This is a genomic window from Pseudobacter sp., assembly GCF_051955275.1.
Taxonomy (GTDB): domain Bacteria; phylum Bacteroidota; class Bacteroidia; order Chitinophagales; family Chitinophagaceae; genus Pseudobacter.
Map to the genome: position 1 here is coordinate 1 of NZ_JBQCGW010000314.1, position 18,195 is coordinate 18,195.

Sequence of the window (18,195 nt, forward strand, 5' to 3'; positions counted from 1 at the left end):
AATGCTTTGGTAAAATAACTCTGGGTTTGAATACCAACCCTGTACGTTACTTCCGTCAACGGTACGTCCTCCTCCGTCATGATCTTTACCGCATGCCTGAGCCTGACAGACCGTACAAACTCACCGATGGATTGCCCGGTGATGCTTTTGATCTTCTGGTACAGTTTTGTGCGGCTCATGCCAGCCTGCTGGCAGATATAATCCACATCCATATCCGGATTAGTAAGCTGCTCCATAATAATTTCAAGCAGCTGGTCCATAAAGTTTTTATCCTTTGCAGAATGCACCATATCCCGGGCTTCTGCAAACTGGTCCTGCGCATAACGCTCCCGGAGCTTCTGGCGCTGATCCAGGATATTCCGGATAGTGAGTTGTAACAGATCAACACTGATAGGTTTGGCAAAATAAAAATCAGCACCGGAGCCTACACCTTCCAATTGCGCATCCAGGCTGTCGCGGGAAGAAAGAATGAGGAAGGGAATATGACTGGTTTCGATATTATCCTTTACAGCACGGCAAAACTGAATGCCATCCATCACCGGCATCATCACATCACTGATAATGAGATCCGGAAAACTATCCTGTAAATAATCCAATGCTTCCTGACCGTTAGCTGCTTCTGCAATGATGTATTGATATTGCAGACTGTCTCTTAAGAAATTCCTCAATTCATCGCTGTCCTCTACCAGCAAGATGATTGGCTTCTGTCCATTGTTACCGGCAATAGGAAGGGGAAGGGGCTGTTCATTTGTAACAGCAGCAGGTTGAATGGCTGAGAGCTCCAACGTTGCTGCATCCCGCTCCACCGCCGGCAATTGTTGTTCGTATTTGTAATGGATACTTTCCAGTCTTACCCCGGCTTCTTCATGATTCTGTTCCCATTGTTCTGCTGCTGCATAATCTGCCTGATCAACGGGCAGTTCAATAATGATCTCTGTTCCTTCGCTTCGTTCACTGTAAACCTTGATGCCGCCCTTATGCAGGGTTGTAAGGCTTTTTACAAAAGCCAGTCCTATACCTGATCCCAGGTGCGATTCACTGATCTTGTAATATCGCTCAAACAAATGGCGGATGCTCTCTTTTGAGATACCTATGCCATTGTCGGCTACCCGGATGTACAGACTTGTATGCGGTTTGTGTTCTCCGGGCAGCAATAATTCATTTCCGAACGATGGTTTGAAATGATCGAGACCGGTCAGCACCTCCAACGTGATCTGCCCGCCATCACTCGTGTATTTGAATGAATTGCTCACCAGGTTGAGCACTATCTTTTCCAGCACCTGCCTGTCGAACCACGCAACGGGCAACCCTTCCGGGATCTGCACGTTGAAGTTTATATTTTTCTGAATGGCAAGCTCACTGAACTCGTCAGACAGTTCCCTGAGAAAGAGACCGATATTGCCCGGCATTACTTTCAGTTCCAATGCGCCGGATTCCACTTTGCGGAAGTCCATCAGTTCATTAATGAGTCCGGTAAGACGGCTGATATTCCGGAAAATGATCTTGTAATGATGACTGGAAGCAGACCTCGGAGATTCCTTCTGTAACTGTTCCAGTGAACCGAAGATCAATGAAAGCGGTGTGCGGAACTCGTGACTGATATTGGTAAACAGTTGTAATTGCAGGCGATGTAATTCTTCTTTTTTCTGTTCTTCCAGTTTATGTAATTGTTGTCTTTGCCGGAAACGGTACCAGGAGATCACACCGTAGAACAGCACTGCAACCAGCAACAGTTTAAACCACCAGGTATTCCAGAATGGGGGATGGATGATGATCTCTACGCTCGTTCCCTGTTCATTCCACACACCATCATTATTGGCAGCTTTCACATGGAAGGTATAACTGCCCGGATCCAGGTTGGTGTAGGTTGCTTTGCGCTCATGCCCTACATAGTTCCAGTCTTTATCCCAGCCATCCAGTTTATAAGCATACTGGTTATTCTCAGTGGCCGTGTAATTCAGCGCAGCAAAGCTGATGCTGAAGGCTGTTTGATCGTAATTGAGCGTGATGCTTTTTGCCACGCTGATAGCTGCCTGCAAAGGTCCTTTTTCCGACGGCAGGATCGTTTGATTGAATACCTGCAATTCGGTCAGATAAACCGGTGGCAGAAAATCATTGGCCCGTATCTGCGCCGGGAAGAAGCTGTTGAAACCATTGATACCACCAAAGAACATTTCTCCTGACCGGGTTTGCAGATAGGCATTCGCCTCAAATTCCAGTCCCTGTAATCCATCCCCGGTATTGTATTTCTTGAACTGTCCGTTATCCGGATTGAAACGGGTAATGCCATTGGAAGTAGCGATCCAGAAATTACCGTTCCTGTCTTCCGTGATGCCTTTGATAAATTCTGTACTGAGACCGGCTTTATCGGTAAAAAGAGAAAAATTCTTCTTTTCAGCATCAAACAGGTAAAGTCCTACCTGCCCGATCCATAACCGTTTCTTACTATCGGTGAAGATCACCCGAAGATCAGGCAGCTTATCGATATTGTTGAAGTAATGCGTAAAACGTTTCAGCACCGGATCATAACAATTCAGCCCACCATCATCGCTACCGATCCAGAGATTACCTGCAGCATCTTCGCGCAGCGAAACAATATTATTGCCATTGAGGCGGGTTTGTGATTGCGGGTCCTGGATCACGCGGGTGAATTTCCGCGTCTTACGGTCAAACAAATGCAGGCCGCCATAGTAAGTAGCAACCCATAGCTGATGCGCCCGGTCTTCATAGATCTGCTGAATATAATTAGAGCTGATGGATCCCGGATCATTCGGGTTATGGGTGAAACGTGTAAATCGCCCGGTAGCCCTGTTGAACAGGTTCAGCCCACCGCCCCAGGTACCTGCCCATAAATTGCCCTCACTGTCTTCCATCACATGCAATACTTCATTGGAGCCGATACTGCCCGCATCATAAGGATTGTATTTATAATGTGTGAACTGGTTGCGGGTCCTGTCGAATTTATTGAGGCCGCCACCATCGGTTCCTATCCAGAGATCACCCTGGCTGTCCTCACAAAAAGCTTTTACATCATTATAACTAAGACTGTTACTGGAAAGCGTCTGCCGGTATAATCTGAATTTTTCGGTACCGGGTGTATAGAGGTTGATGCCACCCCGGTGCGTGCCGATCCAGAGGTTACCCTGGCTGTCTTCGAGCAATGCCGACACAGTACGTTGGGAAAGACTGGCGGGATCGCCTTCTTCATATTGATATCGCCAGAAATTATTGGCTGGCGGATTGAAGAGTTGCAAGCCGCCGTTGATACTTCCGATCCAGACATTACCCTGTTTATCGGACACGATGCACCTCACCTGGTTACTGCATAGACTGGAGGGATCGGTCTCGGTATGACGGTACCGGGTGGTCTGCTTACGCACCAGGTTGATCACAAACAGTCCATCATCTTCAGTACCTACCCAGATATTTCCCTGTTGGTCTTCATGAATGGCCCGGATGCTGAACAACTCATCTCCACCCGCAAGCGGGTAAATCTGGAACACATCCTGTAACGGATTGTATTGGTAGAGGCGCCTGCCCGTACCGATCCAGGTATTACGTTTGGTGTCTTCATATATTACCTGTACGGCTTCACCGGGTGAGAACTGTTCAATGGGAAAACGATCGAAGCCGGAACCATTGCTACGGATAAAGGTCAGACCGCCGGCGGCTGTGCCTGCCCAGAGTTTTCCTGTTCTGTCCTTAAATAAAGTATTCACCTGGTTGTTCGGCAGGCTCCGGGGTTTGGACGGATCATGCTTGAAGCGGGTGAACTGCTGCGAGTGTTCATCAAAACGGTTGAGGCCATTACTGGTACCCACCCATAAAACTTTATTACTGTCTTCCCCGATACTCTTTATATAATTATCACTGATGCTGCCGGGATTTTTGGGATCATACCGGTAAACGGTGAGCTGGTAACCATCATACCGGTTGAGGCCATCGCGGGTTCCGAACCAGAGGAAACCACGGCTATCCTGAAAAATACATTCAATAGTGCTGTTGCTGAGTCCCTGTTCATTTTGAATATGCTTGAAACTGATACCGGGCTGTTGTGCAAAAACGTCAGTATAGCCCAGGGGATGGAAAAGCAGGGTGGCCGCCAGCAGGAGGGAGCGGTACAGCAGTTGGCAATTGAGTCGGCAATCCAAAAACATAATCAGGACCAAAATAGGTTAAACTCCCGGGAAATAGCGCTGGTGTTCAACAAAAAGATGAATTGAACCAAAATTATGAACGGAGGAACTACCCGTTGATCCCCTTCATGCGCTAATATTGTTCCTGCTCAGCTTGCCTTGTTCAATACAATTTGCAGAGCATTCCGGGATCCTTTTTTTGCCATTCCCGGATAGTATCTTAAAATGCAACTAATGAAAAAAAGAGAACGATTGCGACATCTTGTCATTGCCTTATGCATCCTGTTCCTGGGCAATGCCGGATTCTCCCAACCAACTAACCGCACAGTTACCGGAACCATCAGTTCGTCCGACAGCCTCCCGCTCAGCGGCGCCACCATCAAGGTGAAAGAAACCGGAACAACCACCCGCACAGATGACAACGGCCGTTTCAGTATCAATGTCCCCGCTACACAGGTGATTTTGGAAGTCAGCTATGTAGGGTATGCTCCCGGCCGCATCGTTGTTACACCCACGGCCACTAATGTGAGCCTGGTGATGCAACAGCAAGCCAATAACAACCTGAACGAAGTGGTAGTGATCGGTTATGGCGCCACCCGTAAGAAAGATCTCACAGGCGCCGTTACCAGTATCACTGAAAAAGATTTCAATCCCGGCATCATGGGGTCACCCGAACAGCTGATCAACGGAAAGGCTGTCGGCGTACAGATCATGAGCAATAACGGGTCACCCAGTTCAGGGAATACCGTACGCATCCGTGGCGGTGCGTCCCTCAGCGCCAGCAATGATCCGCTGATCGTGGTGGATGGTGTGCCATTGGAGATCGGCGGCATCAGCGGAAACGGAAATAATTTCCTGGCCCTGCTGAACCCCAATGATATTGAATCCATCAATATCCTGAAAGATGCATCGGCCACAGCCATCTACGGTTCCCGTGCCTCCAACGGGGTGATGATCATCACTACAAAAAAAGGGTCGGGCGGTCCGCTGAAAGTGACTTTCAATTCACTCATCTCCCTGCAGACCGTTACCCGCACGCCGGATATGCTGTCTACCGAACAGTTCCGCAACCTGATCAATACTAAAGGATCGGATGCGCAGAAAGCATTGCTGGGAAATACATCCACCAAATGGACGGACCAGGTTTTTGAAAATGCCATCGGTAACGACAATAACCTCAGTGTTTCCGGTTCCATCGCAAAGAAACTTCCATTCCGCGCTTCTGTCGGATACCTGAACCAGGACGGTCTCCTCAAAACAGATAACCTCAAAAGAGTATCAGGCAGCCTGGTACTGAGCCCGAGTTTCTTCGACCGTCATCTTAAGATCGATATCAACCTCAAAGGTTCCGTCAATAAAAACAGTTTTGCCAACCAGGATGCGGTATGGTCCGCCACTGCATTCAATCCCACGCTTCCGGTCTATTCCGGAAAGGAAGGATTCGGTGGTTATTATGAGAGTATCGACAATACCGGAGTGCCAGTAGTGCGCGCATTGCGCAACCCGGTTGGACTGCTGGAACAGGAGTCGCACAAGAGCACTGTCCGCCGTGGCATTGCTACAGCTGAAGTGGATTACAAATTCCATTTCCTGCCTGAACTGCGCGCTCATGCTATCGTAGGTTATGATATCGCGGAAGGTGAAGGCTCCAACTTCGTACCTGAATACACTGCCGCACAATTTGTACGCGGTGGTATTCAGAATGTATACTCACAGAAAAAATCGAACAAGCTGTTCACGGCCTACCTTAATTACACGAAGAACCTGCCCGGTCTGAAGAGCAGGGTAGACCTCACAGCCGGTTATGATTACCAGAACTGGTTAGCCACCAACCCTGTGTTCACGGATTACAATGTAAAGGGAGATATACAATCAGTGTCTCCTGCGGATTCTCAGCGCCACGTGCTGCTTTCTTATTACAGCCGCCTGAACTATACGTTCAACAACAAATACCTGCTCACGGCCACTATCCGTCGCGATGGTACTTCGCGCTTCAACAAGGATAACCGTTGGGGAGTATTCCCCTCACTCGCCCTGGCCTGGAAGATCAAAGAAGAGAATTTCCTGATCAACAGCAACCTGATCAGCGATCTGAAACTCCGGGTAGGCTACGGCGTTACCGGACAGCAGGAAGGGATCGGTAACTATAGTTATTTACCGAATTATACCACCGGTAATGAGTTTGCCCGCTACCGTTTCGGCAACAGTTATTATCTCACCTACAGGCCGCAGGCTTATGTGTCAGACCTGAAATGGGAATCCACTACAGCCTGGAATGCAGGCCTGGACTTCGGTCTGTTTGATAACAAAGTGACCGGTACCCTGGATTATTATTACCGGGAAACTGAAGACCTGCTGGCTAATGTGTCAGTGCCTGCCGGTTCCAACCTCACCAACAATATCACTACCAACGTAGGAAATATCACCAGCAAAGGCCTGGAGCTCTCGCTGAACACCACGCTGATCAGCACCAATAAACTTACCTGGACCGTTGGCGCCAATGCTACCTGGCAGGATGTTAAGATCACCAATCTCACGCTGGTGCCTGACACCAGTTCTCCCGGCTCTTTCACCGGACCGGAAGTCGGCAGCAGGGGCTTGCAGATCTTCAGTCCGGGTTATGCTCCATACATGTTCTATATGTACAAACAAGTGTATGACGCCAAAGGCAAACCCATTGAAGGCATGTATGCAGATATCAACGGCGATGGTGTGATCAACGATAAGGATTTCTACCGCTATCATTCTCCCATGCCGAAATTCCTGCTGGGATTCAATACACAGGTCAACTACGGTAAATGGACCGCCAGCACGGTATTGCGCGCCAGTTTCGGCAACTACGTGTACAATAATGTACAGGCAAACCAGGGTAGCTGGGAAACCTTGCAGTACAATCCTTATGAGCTGATCAATTTGTCAGCCGATTATATGAATACAGGATTTACTGCCCGCCAGTTCTTCTCCGATTACTTTGTGCAGAATGCGTCCTTCCTGAAAATGGATAATATTTCCATCGGTTATAATTTCGGGAATATCTGGAAGAAAACAGCTAACCTCCGCGTAGGAGCGCTGGTGCAGAATGTATTCACCATCACAAAATACGATGGTGTGGATCCCGAGATCTCCAATGGATTCGACAATAGTTTCTATCCGCGTCCAAGGACTTTTTCTCTTAACCTCAACCTCACGTTTTAATTGAGAAGAAGAACCCAAAAATTGCATGCAATGAAAAAGATCAATCAATTATATACAGGGTTTGCACTGGCAATGATGCTGCTGATGAGCAGCTGTGTAAAAGACCTGGACCAGCAACCTTATGTACAGGAGACCTCCGCTTCCGTTTACGCAAAGGCAGAGAATTATAAAAGAGTGATGGCAAAAGTATATGCCTCACTGGCCGTAGGCGGGCAGGAGAAGGGAGATGGCAATGCCGATCTCTCCGGCAGGGCAGCCAATGCCTACCTGCGCATCTATTTCAACCTGCAGGAACTGCCTACCGATGAGGCAGTGTACACCTGGGGTGGAGGTGATGCCCTGAATCCTTTGCAATTCATCACCTGGAACACTACAGATGAATGGTCGGCTGCCATGTATTACAGGATACTGTATACAGTAGGGCTTTGCAATGAGTTCCTGCGTAATGCAACCGATGAGAAGATCAGTAAGTTCACACCTGCTGAAGTTGCCGAAATACAGGCGCAACGAAATGATGTACGTTTCATCAGGGCGGTGGCCTGGTCACATGCACTGGACCTTTTTGGTATTCCTCCCTTTGTTACTGAAACTGATCCGGTGGGCGCTTTCTTCCCCAGACAGATCAAGCGACCTGATCTTTTCAGTTATGTGGAGTCTGAGCTGAAAGAAGTGGCAGCAGCCCTTCCATCCCGTACACAAGCAGAAGCAGGAAGAGCCAGCAAAGGCGCTGCTTTTGCACTGCTTGCCAAACTGTACCTGAATGCAGAAGTGTACACAGGCACCGGCAAATATTCCGAATGTGTGGCTGCCGCCAATGAAGTGATCGCACAGGGATATACTTTAGAAGATACATACAGCAAACTGTTCAATGCCGATAACGACAAACGCACCAACGAGATCATCTTTGCCATTCAGCAGGATGGAATGAACACTACCAGCTGGGGAGGCACTACCTACCTGGTCTGCGGGCCGATCGTAGGTTCCATGAACGCTACCGAACGTGGCGTGCAATCAGGCTGGAGCAGTATCCGTACCACGCCTCAGTTTGTCAGCCTCTTCACTGACGTTACCGGTACCACCGACAGGAGAGCGCGTTTTCATACCGATGGACAATCCCTCGACATCAATGATGTTACCTTACAAACTGATGGATATGGCCTCACCAAATTCACCAACAAGACCGATGCCGGTGGCAATGGTTCCAATTATGCTGAAGGGCTGGTGGATACCGACTTTCCCATGCTGCGCCTTGCCGATGTATACCTCATGTATGCAGAGGCTGTATTACGTGGCGGCACCGGAGGAACAGCAACAGAAGCACTCGGATATGTAAACCAGATCCGCACCCGGGCATATGCAGGCAGCAATGCAGGCAATATCTCCCAGGGCGACCTCAACCTCAATTTCATCCTGGCGGAAAGAGGCCGCGAACTTTTCTGGGAATGTACACGTCGCACCGACCTGATCCGTTTCGGACGGTTCACCGGCAATACTTATTTATGGCAATGGAAAGGAGGCGTGAAAGCTGGTACTACGGTGAATCCACGTTACAATGTATTTCCTATTCCGGCTGCCGACCGTGCCGCCAATCCAAACCTGGAACAGAACAAGGATTATTGATCAATCAAACACTGAACAATGAGAAATTGTAAAAGATATATCATCGCACTGTTGTTGCCAATGCTGGTAATGACAGCCTGTAAAAAGGATGGCGATACTGTAACACTGGAATATATTTCCGGGAATGAGCTGGTGGCTTCAGCAACCGAACTGGTGCTGACCAATGCCACTGCTGGCACCAATGTGTACTCGCTTTCCTGGAGCAAGGACAGTATCCGCCTCTCCAAATACGGACTTGCCAATACTGCGCTCACCAATACATTACAGTTTGATACCGTCAGCAACTTCACGCACCCGAAAGAATCGGTGGAAACAGGCGTTCAGAAACTCTTTACCGGTACATCCCTGAATATGCTGGTACTGAGCATGGGCATGGCCCCGGAAGAAACAAAGACTATTTATATTCGTCTGAAAACATTAGTGGGGGCCAATCTTGAACCTCTGTACACGCCAACGGTAGCACTGAAAGTAACCACTTTCAACCTGGTATCCTTCCTGTACATGCCCGGCGATCTGAGTGGCGGCTGGAATAACTACACTACCAAACTTTGCTCACCCACCAGTGATGGTAAATACGAAGGGTATGTAAACGCTGCGCAGTGGAACAATTTCAAACTGGCCGAGCAATCCAATGGCTCTGGCGTGGTGTATGGTTCTGTCCCTAACGAATTGTATAAACTTGATCCGGGTGCCGCTCAGTGGAATATCTGGTTCGATGAAGGCGGATACTTTCTGCTGAAAGCAAATACCAACGATTTGACCTGGAGCAAAACGAAGATCAACTCATTCCATATCTCCGGTGATTTCAACGACTGGAGCACAACAGCCACTCCCATGACCTATGATGCAATCAATAAGGTGTGGACAGCCACCGCCAATTTTCAACCCGGTCAGTGGGGCAACAGTTTCCAGATCATTGCCAACAGCGATTGGGTGATTGTTTATGGCGATGAGGACGGTGACGGAAAGATCGGTGCCGGAGAAAAAGTATACCCCAGTGCAGGTACGCATACCGTTACAATGAACCTCAGCAATCCTGAAAAATACACGATCACCATACAGTAAATAATTTATGAAGTACCTGTTTCGATTTTTGCCGGCAGGGTTGATCCTGTTGACCGCTGCCTGCAATAAAAATGATAAGGATCCGGCTCCTGATACCACGGCACATGAGAAAGTTTTTTATGATTGGAAGAAGCTGGTTGTGGGAGCGGACCTGAGTGCGGTGAATATGGTACAGGCCAATGGCGGACGGTATGAAGATTCGGGCCGCGCCAAAGATCCGTACCTGCTGTTCAAACAGTATGGTTGCAACGCTGTAAGGTTAAGGCTCTTTCATAATCCTGCCGCTCCGGGCGGTTACAACGCTGAGGGATATTGCGGGCTCGAAGATGTGGTCCGCAGTATCCGTCGCGCCAAAACCCTGAACATGGCAGTGAACCTGGATTTCCATTATTCAGATACCTGGGCCGATCCCGGCGCACAGATCCCGCCCGCAGCCTGGGCAGGAAAGCCACTCAATGTATTGAAAGATTCCATTTACAATTACACCCTCAGCGTACTCAATCACCTGAAAGCACTGAACCTGGTACCGGAAATGGTACAGGTAGGCAATGAAACACAACCGGGCATGTTGTTGCCCGAAGGAAGGATCAATAATAATGATTTCTCCAACCTGGCAGTGCTGCTCAACAGCGGCATCAAAGCCGTTCGTGATTTCTCACAGACCAGCACCATCAAACCAATGATCATCCTGCATCCTGCCAGTGCACAGATCCAGCAATGGTGGTTCAATGGCATCAAAGGGGCAGGGGTGACCGATTATGATATCATCGGCATCTCTTATTATGAAGAATGGACCACAGTAAAACTGGATGCATTGAAGACCCTGATCGGCCAACTCAAATCAACCTTCAACAAACAGGTGCTTGTAGTAGAGACCAACTACCAGTGGACAAAAGCATCACAGGATGGAGTGGTATACAAGGAACCTGTTACTATCAATGGATTTGCAATCAGTCCGGATGGACAGCTTGCCTATCACAAAGCCCTTACCCAGACCATTATCGATGGGGGTGGCATGGGCATCATGGTGTGGGAGCCGGCCTGGATCAGCAATGCGCAAAGCTGGGGACAGGAACTGATTGCCTTTTTCGACTTCACCGGCAAATCCCTGCCCGGTCTGCAGTTCATGCATCAACCCTATAAATTTTAAGCAAGCGCTCACTTACGTAATACATACCTGATGAAATATTTTTGCTGGATTATGATGTTGTGCTGTATGACGGCACAGGTAGCTTATGCCCAGAAGATCCCTTTCAGTGATCAGTGGCAGTTTAGTAAAGCGGAAAAACAGGGGTTAAACCCGCTGTTGATGAATCCGGGAAATGCCGGCATTCCCGGAAGTTCCTGGGAAACCGTCAACCTGCCGCATACCGCTAACCTGGAACCACTGGTGATAAAGTCTCAATGGGTGGGCCTTAGCTGGTACAGGAAAACATTCACCGCAAAAAAGGAATGGCGCAATAAACAGGTGATGCTGCATTTTGAAGGAGCCATGCAGACTGCTACCGTTTATCTCAATGGTAAAGAGTTGCTCACGCATACCGGTGGCTATCTTCCTTTTACGATCAATATTTCATCATCGTTATTATTTGATGGAAACAATGAACTGCTGGTCAAACTCGATAACCAGGATAATCCGGCAGTGCCTCCGGGTAAGCCGCTGAAAGAACTGGACTTCTGTTATTACAGTGGCATTTACAGGAATGTATGGCTTGAAATCAAGAACGATCTTTTTATCACAGATCCGGTAATGGAAGCCATTCCCGCAGGTGGCGGACTGCATGTATGGTATACGGATATTTCTGAAAAAAATGCAACTGTTCAGGTTGCTACACATATCCGTAATGCCGGCAATAAGACTTCTGAATATGAACTGCAATGGCAGTTACTGGATAAGCAGGGAAGGATTGTGGCCAATGCATCCAGCAAAGGCCTGAAACTGGCTCCAGGAACGGCATCTCAAACAACCGCCAGGCTCAATGTGAAAGCTCCGCAGCTCTGGCATCCTGAAACCCCCAATCTGTACACGTTAAAAGTACAGGTGAAAAAGGGAACTGTATTGCAGGAAGAAAAAAAGATCCGTATCGGGATCCGTCAGTTTGAATTACGTGATGGAAAATTCCATGTGAATGGTAAACCGGTCTTATTTCGAGGTACCAACCGTCACCAGGAATATCCTTATATTGGCAATGCTTTATCCGATAACGCACAGTACCGTGATGCCGTAAAAATAAAAGAGGCGGGCTTCAATATCGTACGTTTATCCCACTACCCGCAGGCAGATGCATTCATGGATGCCTGCGATGAACTGGGATTGCTTACTATTGCTGCTATCCCGGGCTGGCAGTTCATCGGCAACGATACGTTCATGGCGCATGCCTACAAAGATGCACAGGAGCTTATGCGCCGCGACAGGAACCATGCATCCGTTGCTATCTGGGAGCTTTCACTCAACGAAACGGCCATGCCTGATACATTCATGGAACGAATGGTGGCCATTGCAAAAGAAGAGTCGCCCGCATCCCCGGTAATTACCGGCGGCTGGATAGACAGGTATTATGATATCTTCTTTCCCGCACGTCAGCATGGAAAATTCCCTGATTACTGGAAAAAGTATACAGGAAAAATGCCGCTGTTCACGGCTGAGTATGGAGACTGGGAATATTACGCCCAGGATGCCGGCCTCAACCAGGCCGGTTATTCCGGTCTGAAGGGCAACGAGCGCAGCAGCCGGCAATTAAGGGGAGATGGTGAAAAACGATTGCAGCAGCAGGCCCTCAATTACCAGGAAGCGCATAACGACAATTTACAGCAACCCCATCTCGGAGACGCCAACTGGCTCATGTTCGACTACAACCGTGGTTATTCTCCCGATATCGAATCTTCAGGCATCATGGACCTGTTCAGGCTGCCTAAGTTCTCGTACTACTTCTATAAAAGTCAGACGGGGACAGGCATACAACCGATGGTGAGCATCGCCACCTGGTGGAATGAACTATCCAATCCTTCTGCTATAAAAATATACAGCAACTGTGAGGAAGTGGCACTTTACCTGAACGGCAAACTGCTGGAAAAGAAAAAAGCGGACCGTGACCGGATCTCCGGCAACCTGAAGTATCCACCCTTCATTTTCTCCCTGGATACATTCATCCCCGGTGAATTAAAAGCAATTGGCTATATTGGAAACAAAGAGGTCACGGTGGATAAGGTAACCACCGCCGGAAAACCCGCTGCTATTCAGCTTCGCTGGGACCGCAGTGGTCGGGATCTGAAGGCTGATGGCGCAGACAAGGTATTTGTGTATGCCACAATCGTTGACAGCAAAGGACATCCCTGTTACGCCTCCAATGCCACAGTTACCTATTCAGTAACCGGTAATGGACAGCTGATCGGGAACCCGGCAGTGCAGGCCGAAGCAGGCATTGCAACGGTACTGTTGCAGTCGTCCACAAAACCCGGCAATATCAATATCACAGCAACAGGTAAGGGACTTACATCCCAGACCATTACTATCCGTTCCCAACCATAATTTCTTATCATGCGCGTATCCCTTATAGTAATCTTACTTTCTTTTTCTTTCCCTTTGCTTGCTCAGCAGGATCTCTTATTCGTAGACGAACAGGGTGTGTTACGGAGGAAAGCGGATCAGAAAGAACAGGCTTTTTTCGGGGTGAACTATACGCTTCCATTTGCCTATGCCTACCGGCATGTAAAAGCCATGGGATTGAACCCGGAACAGGTGATAGATGCAGATGTGTATCATTTTGCCCGCCTGGGACTGGATGCATTCAGGGTACATGTATGGGATACGGAGATCTCCGATGGAGAAGGCAACCTGCTGAACAATGAACATCTTCGTCTCTTTGACTATCTCATCAAAAAACTGAAAGAAAGGAATATTCGCATACTCATCACACCCATTGCCTACTGGGGCAATGGGTATCCCGATAAGAACGAGCGTACAAAGGGCTTCTCTGATAAATTCAATTATCATAAAAAGAAACTGGTCACCAACGATTCGGCCATTGCCGCCCAGGTGAATTACATCAAACAATTACTGCTGCATATAAATCCCTACACTAAATTGTCGTACCGTGATGATCCATCCATTATTGCCTGCGAGATCAACAATGAACCTGACCACGGAGAGAATGACCGTCAGACAACTGAATATATCGATCGTATGGCCGATGCTGTGCGCAGCATTCAATGGAAGAAACCCGTCTTTTATAATATCTCACAGGCTTACAGGAATGAAGATGCGTTTCTTGCAGCAAAGGTGGATGGACTGACTTACCAATGGTATTCAAACGGACTGGTGGCCAATCATACCACGCCGGGTAATACATTGCCGTATGTAGACAAATATATATTCACGTATAAAGACAGACCGGGCTTTGCCAGTAAGGCCAGGATCGTGTATGAATTCGATGCGGCCGATGTACGGAGTACCTACATGTATCCCGCCATGGCCCGCAGTTTCCGCTCGGCAGGGTTTCAATGGGCAACACAGTTTGCCTGGGATCCCACACCACTGGCTTATGCCAATACGGAGTACCAGACTCATTACCTCAACCTCAGTTACACTCCGGCTAAAGCCATCAGTTTCCTGATAGCAGGTAAGGTCTTTCATCACGTACCCCGTTATAAAAATTTTGGTGGTTTTCCTGCTGATACAACATTTGAAGAGTTCAGGGTTTCTTATAAAGAAAACCTGAGCGAATTGAATACAGATACCGCTTTCTATTATTCCAACAATACCGGCACCATGCCAAAATCGCCTGCAAAACTGAAACATATAGCAGGAGTAGACAATTCACCGGTGGTGAACTATGCTGGCACAGGTGCTTATTTCCTGGATCAGGTGGTTCCCGGTGTATGGAGACTGGAACTGATGCCTGATGCAGTAACGATGAAAGATCCGTTTACGGATGCAGCGCTGAACGATACAGCCACCTATATCATCTGGCAAAAGCATCGTATGCAATTGCAATTGCCGGACCTGGGAAAACAATTCCGGGTAATACAACTGAATAAGGAAAACAAGTTCTCAGGAAGTAATTCCGATGATGGTGGTTTTGTAACCGGGCCGGGCACCTACCTGCTCACCGCAAAAGAAGTAAACCTCTCTTCATTGAAACTGAAGATGCCGATTGGTATGAAGGAGTTTTATGCACCTGCATCCATGCAGTTGCCCGCAACGAAAATATTTGCTGAAACACCCCGGGAACACACAGCGGGTCTGCCTTTGAAGCTGACAGTGTCAGCCTTGCCAATGCCAGAAGGAGAGGAACTTCAACTCGAAGTAAATGGCAACAAGCTGCCTCTTGTAAAACAATCTGCATACAACTATGAAGTTGTCATACCAGCCGCCCAGGTGAAAGAAGGTGATATGCAGTTGGCCGTCAGCCTGAAAAGCAATGGTATTGTTATCAAAGTGTTGAAATCAGTACGTGTAATAAACCGCGCACAAAAATATGAGCTGTTCAACGCAGCACAAATACAAAAAGATTCTTTACTCAACTCATGGTGGCGCATCAAGAAATTCCCCGACTGGAACAAGAGAACGCATTATGATTTTGTAACGAAAGGAGAAAATGCAGCAACCTATCAGGTCAGCGCAGATACCTTCAATTTCGATATTCCATTTATCGGCTGGCAGTATAGTTGTAATATGCCTGCATTTACGGAACAGCTGCGGGACAATAAAGCCTGTTCAACCGTTAAACTGCGAGGCTCGGCAGCAATTGGTCAGAAAGCTGTCATCCGCCTGATCCTCGTAGACAGAGATGCACATTCCTACAGCCATACCCTTACCCTGGATGGAACTGACAGCACCTACGACCTGCCTGTATCCTCTTTTACCAGGAGCCCGTTCTTGCTGGTTCCCAGGCCATACCCGATGTTCCTGCCTCTCTGGTTCATGAGCAATGCTACAGCTCCGCTTCAGATTTCAGCCATAGAAAAAATTCAGGTAGTGTATATGCCGGAAGAAAACCCTGGAGTTACCGGTCCTCAGGGGTATGCTATCGAAGCGGTCTGGGCCGAATAAAAATGAGCAGTAATACTCATTTCCAATGAGGTCTTCATAAACTACCTTGGTATGGTAAATGAAAAAACCATGCTCAAAAGTATTGTGCCACTAAGCATTTTCATTGCCAGCAGCCAGGCAGCCGCTCAGATACCGGACTCTCTCGTCAATCATATAGATAGTTGCCTGGCCATCCTCCAACAACATTCCCTGTATTCGAAGCGGGTGAACTGGCCGTCTGTGAAAGCAGCTGTATTGAGCCAGATCAAATTGCCAGCTACCAAAGAACAGCTCTCCGGCCCGCTTCACATTGCATTCGATGCATTGGGAGATAAGCATGCTGTTTATTATCACTATGCCGATGAATACAAAATTCAGAATCCATCACTATATGCCAGGTATTCTGACTCCATCCGTGCCGCCTGGTTGAAGGGGCCCCGGATTTCCGGCGAAAAGATCGGCGCGATGGCCTATGTCCGGGTACCATATATGGGGGTTACAAAGCAGGTGGACATAGACGGTATGGCCAACTGGTTATACAGAACAGTTGCTGACCTGCAACTCCAAAATCCTTCGGGCTGGATCATTGACCTGCGCCTCAATGGTGGAGGAAATGTTATTCCGATGCTGGCAGGCCTGGCGCCGTTTTTCAAGGATGGGGTGGTAAGCTATTATCTCGATAAGGATGGAAATGCTTCAGGTAAATCTTCATTTCAGAATGGGGAACTGTTCATCGATGGAACAAAGGCCTGTACAATCAACAATAAGAACGTAAACATAAGTTCAGCGCCGGTAGCAGTATTGATTGGGCCAGGCACGGCCAGTTCCGGAGAGATCACTGCAGCTGTATTCAGGCAAAGGCCCTGCACGAAATTATTTGGTGAAAGCTCAGCCGGGCTGGCCAATTCCACCCAGGGGTTCTTATTGGGAAAGGATGTGTATTTCCTGATTTCCACCTCCAGGATCGGTAATAAAAACAAAAAGCCTTTACCTGAAATAGTCATACCTGACGTGCCGGTGAAAGGCAATGATGCTTTCGGAAGCATTGAAAAAGACATCACTGTACAAAGAGCCATCAAATGGCTGAACAGTAAAAAATAGTCCCTTTTAAATATTTGTCTTCTTTTCTGATAAAAAATTTATCTTTAGTTCACTTGAATGATCCTGTGCAGCCCTGCATTCCATTCTACTATTAAAATACCGTGAGTTTCGATCGTTGACCTGTAAGAGCAGGTTTTTTAGATTATTTACGATTTTTAACCCTCATCCATACACAATGGGCATGCAAACGGATACTTCAGAAGTTGTTACAAACGGGATAGTATTCAATAAAGTGTTCAACAGGATTTCCGGCCGCTTAAAAAGAATGACAGCCTCAAAAGGTGCATTCCATCTCAGCAGGTGGCGTCATATCCTCATCAGGCTGAAGTCGGAATCCACTTCAAATTCCATTTCCTTCAAAGGTGCAAAACTCAGGTACAGGAACCCCGACGAATTCCTCACCATCCACCGTGAAATATTCACCGAACATTCATACCGCTTCGTTGCTGCCTGCGACCAACCATTGATCCTGGATTGCGGATCTCATTTCGGAATGGCAATCGTTTACTGGAAGAACTTATACCCCGGCGCAAAAATAATCGCCTTTGAACCTGACCCTTCCAATTTTGAAATGCTGAAATCCAATACCGGATCATTAGGTAATATCGAGTATCAGAATAAGGCTGTATGGGTGCACGATGGCATCATTGAATTTGAAGACAAAGGCAACTGGGGCAGTAAAATTGTGGAAGGCGGATCCAGTGAATCAAAAACCATTAAAGTGCCCTGCGTGAAATTATCCAGCTTCATTCAGAACCGTAAGATCGATTTCCTGAAGCTGGATATAGAAGGTGCCGAATATGAAGTATTGAAAGATATTGCCCCATTGCTCTCCAATGTTGAAAACCTTTTTCTCGAATATCACGGCTCTGTGAAAGAGAATTACAAACTGGAAGAATTGCTCGCCCTGATCCGCTCCGCGGGTTTCTCTTATTATATCAAGGAAGCAGCACAGGTATTGAACCAGCCTTTTGTGGAGAAGTTCAACAAAGATGCAGGGTTCGATATCCAACTGAATATTTTCTGCTACAGAATGTAACCACTGCT

The 18,195-nt window shown here is 47.8% G+C and carries 9 protein-coding genes; 8 read left to right on the top strand and 1 reads right to left on the bottom strand.

Going from position 1 to position 18,195, the window contains the following annotated elements; genetic code table 11:
• A partial coding sequence (locus ACTHMC_RS27960) for a hybrid sensor histidine kinase/response regulator transcription factor (protein WP_440418375.1) occupies positions 1–4,157 on the bottom strand: 4,157 nt, incomplete at its 3' end.
• Positions 4,158–4,370: 213 nt separating this feature from the next.
• On the opposite strand from ACTHMC_RS27960, the gene ACTHMC_RS27965 reads away from it, so the two are divergent.
• From ACTHMC_RS27965 to ACTHMC_RS28000, 8 genes are all read left to right on the top strand, one after another.
• Positions 4,371–7,331: a SusC/RagA family TonB-linked outer membrane protein gene (locus ACTHMC_RS27965; RefSeq protein WP_440418376.1), complete on the top strand. Its 2,961-nt coding sequence runs from the start codon at positions 4,371–4,373 to the stop codon at positions 7,329–7,331.
• Between the two features lie 30 nt (positions 7,332–7,361).
• Positions 7,362–8,951: a RagB/SusD family nutrient uptake outer membrane protein gene (locus ACTHMC_RS27970; protein WP_440418377.1), complete on the top strand. Its 1,590-nt coding sequence runs from the start codon at positions 7,362–7,364 to the stop codon at positions 8,949–8,951.
• 18 nt (positions 8,952–8,969) lie between these two features.
• Positions 8,970–10,016, top strand: coding sequence for a DUF5111 domain-containing protein (locus tag ACTHMC_RS27975; RefSeq protein WP_440418378.1), 1,047 nt, complete (start codon positions 8,970–8,972; stop codon positions 10,014–10,016).
• 7 nt (positions 10,017–10,023) lie between these two features.
• Complete coding sequence (locus ACTHMC_RS27980; RefSeq protein WP_440418379.1) at positions 10,024–11,166, top strand: glycoside hydrolase family 53 protein; 1,143 nt, start codon at positions 10,024–10,026, stop codon at positions 11,164–11,166.
• Positions 11,167–11,325: 159 nt separating this feature from the next.
• Positions 11,326–13,545, top strand: a complete 2,220-nt coding sequence (locus ACTHMC_RS27985) for a glycoside hydrolase family 2 protein (protein ID WP_440418380.1) — start codon at positions 11,326–11,328, stop codon at positions 13,543–13,545.
• Between the two features lie 9 nt (positions 13,546–13,554).
• Positions 13,555–16,068, top strand: coding sequence for a hypothetical protein (locus tag ACTHMC_RS27990; RefSeq protein WP_440418381.1), 2,514 nt, complete (start codon positions 13,555–13,557; stop codon positions 16,066–16,068).
• A 51-nt stretch (positions 16,069–16,119) separates the two neighbouring features.
• Positions 16,120–17,148: a S41 family peptidase gene (locus ACTHMC_RS27995; RefSeq protein WP_440418382.1), complete on the top strand. Its 1,029-nt coding sequence runs from the start codon at positions 16,120–16,122 to the stop codon at positions 17,146–17,148.
• Positions 17,149–17,329: 181 nt separating this feature from the next.
• Positions 17,330–18,187 (top strand): FkbM family methyltransferase, encoded by an 858-nt coding sequence (locus ACTHMC_RS28000; protein ID WP_440418383.1) that lies wholly within the window; start codon positions 17,330–17,332, stop codon positions 18,185–18,187.
• Positions 18,188–18,195 lie beyond the last annotated feature (8 nt).

Coding starts and splice junctions, on each gene's coding strand:
- ACTHMC_RS27965 (WP_440418376.1), top strand. CDS start 4,371: ATGAAAAAAAGAGAACGATTGCGACATCTTGTCATTGCCTTATGCATC.
- ACTHMC_RS27970 (WP_440418377.1), top strand. CDS start 7,362: ATGAAAAAGATCAATCAATTATATACAGGGTTTGCACTGGCAATGATG.
- ACTHMC_RS27975 (WP_440418378.1), top strand. CDS start 8,970: ATGAGAAATTGTAAAAGATATATCATCGCACTGTTGTTGCCAATGCTG.
- ACTHMC_RS27980 (WP_440418379.1), top strand. CDS start 10,024: ATGAAGTACCTGTTTCGATTTTTGCCGGCAGGGTTGATCCTGTTGACC.
- ACTHMC_RS27985 (WP_440418380.1), top strand. CDS start 11,326: ATGAATCCGGGAAATGCCGGCATTCCCGGAAGTTCCTGGGAAACCGTC.
- ACTHMC_RS27990 (WP_440418381.1), top strand. CDS start 13,555: ATGCGCGTATCCCTTATAGTAATCTTACTTTCTTTTTCTTTCCCTTTG.
- ACTHMC_RS27995 (WP_440418382.1), top strand. CDS start 16,120: ATGGTAAATGAAAAAACCATGCTCAAAAGTATTGTGCCACTAAGCATT.
- ACTHMC_RS28000 (WP_440418383.1), top strand. CDS start 17,330: ATGCAAACGGATACTTCAGAAGTTGTTACAAACGGGATAGTATTCAAT.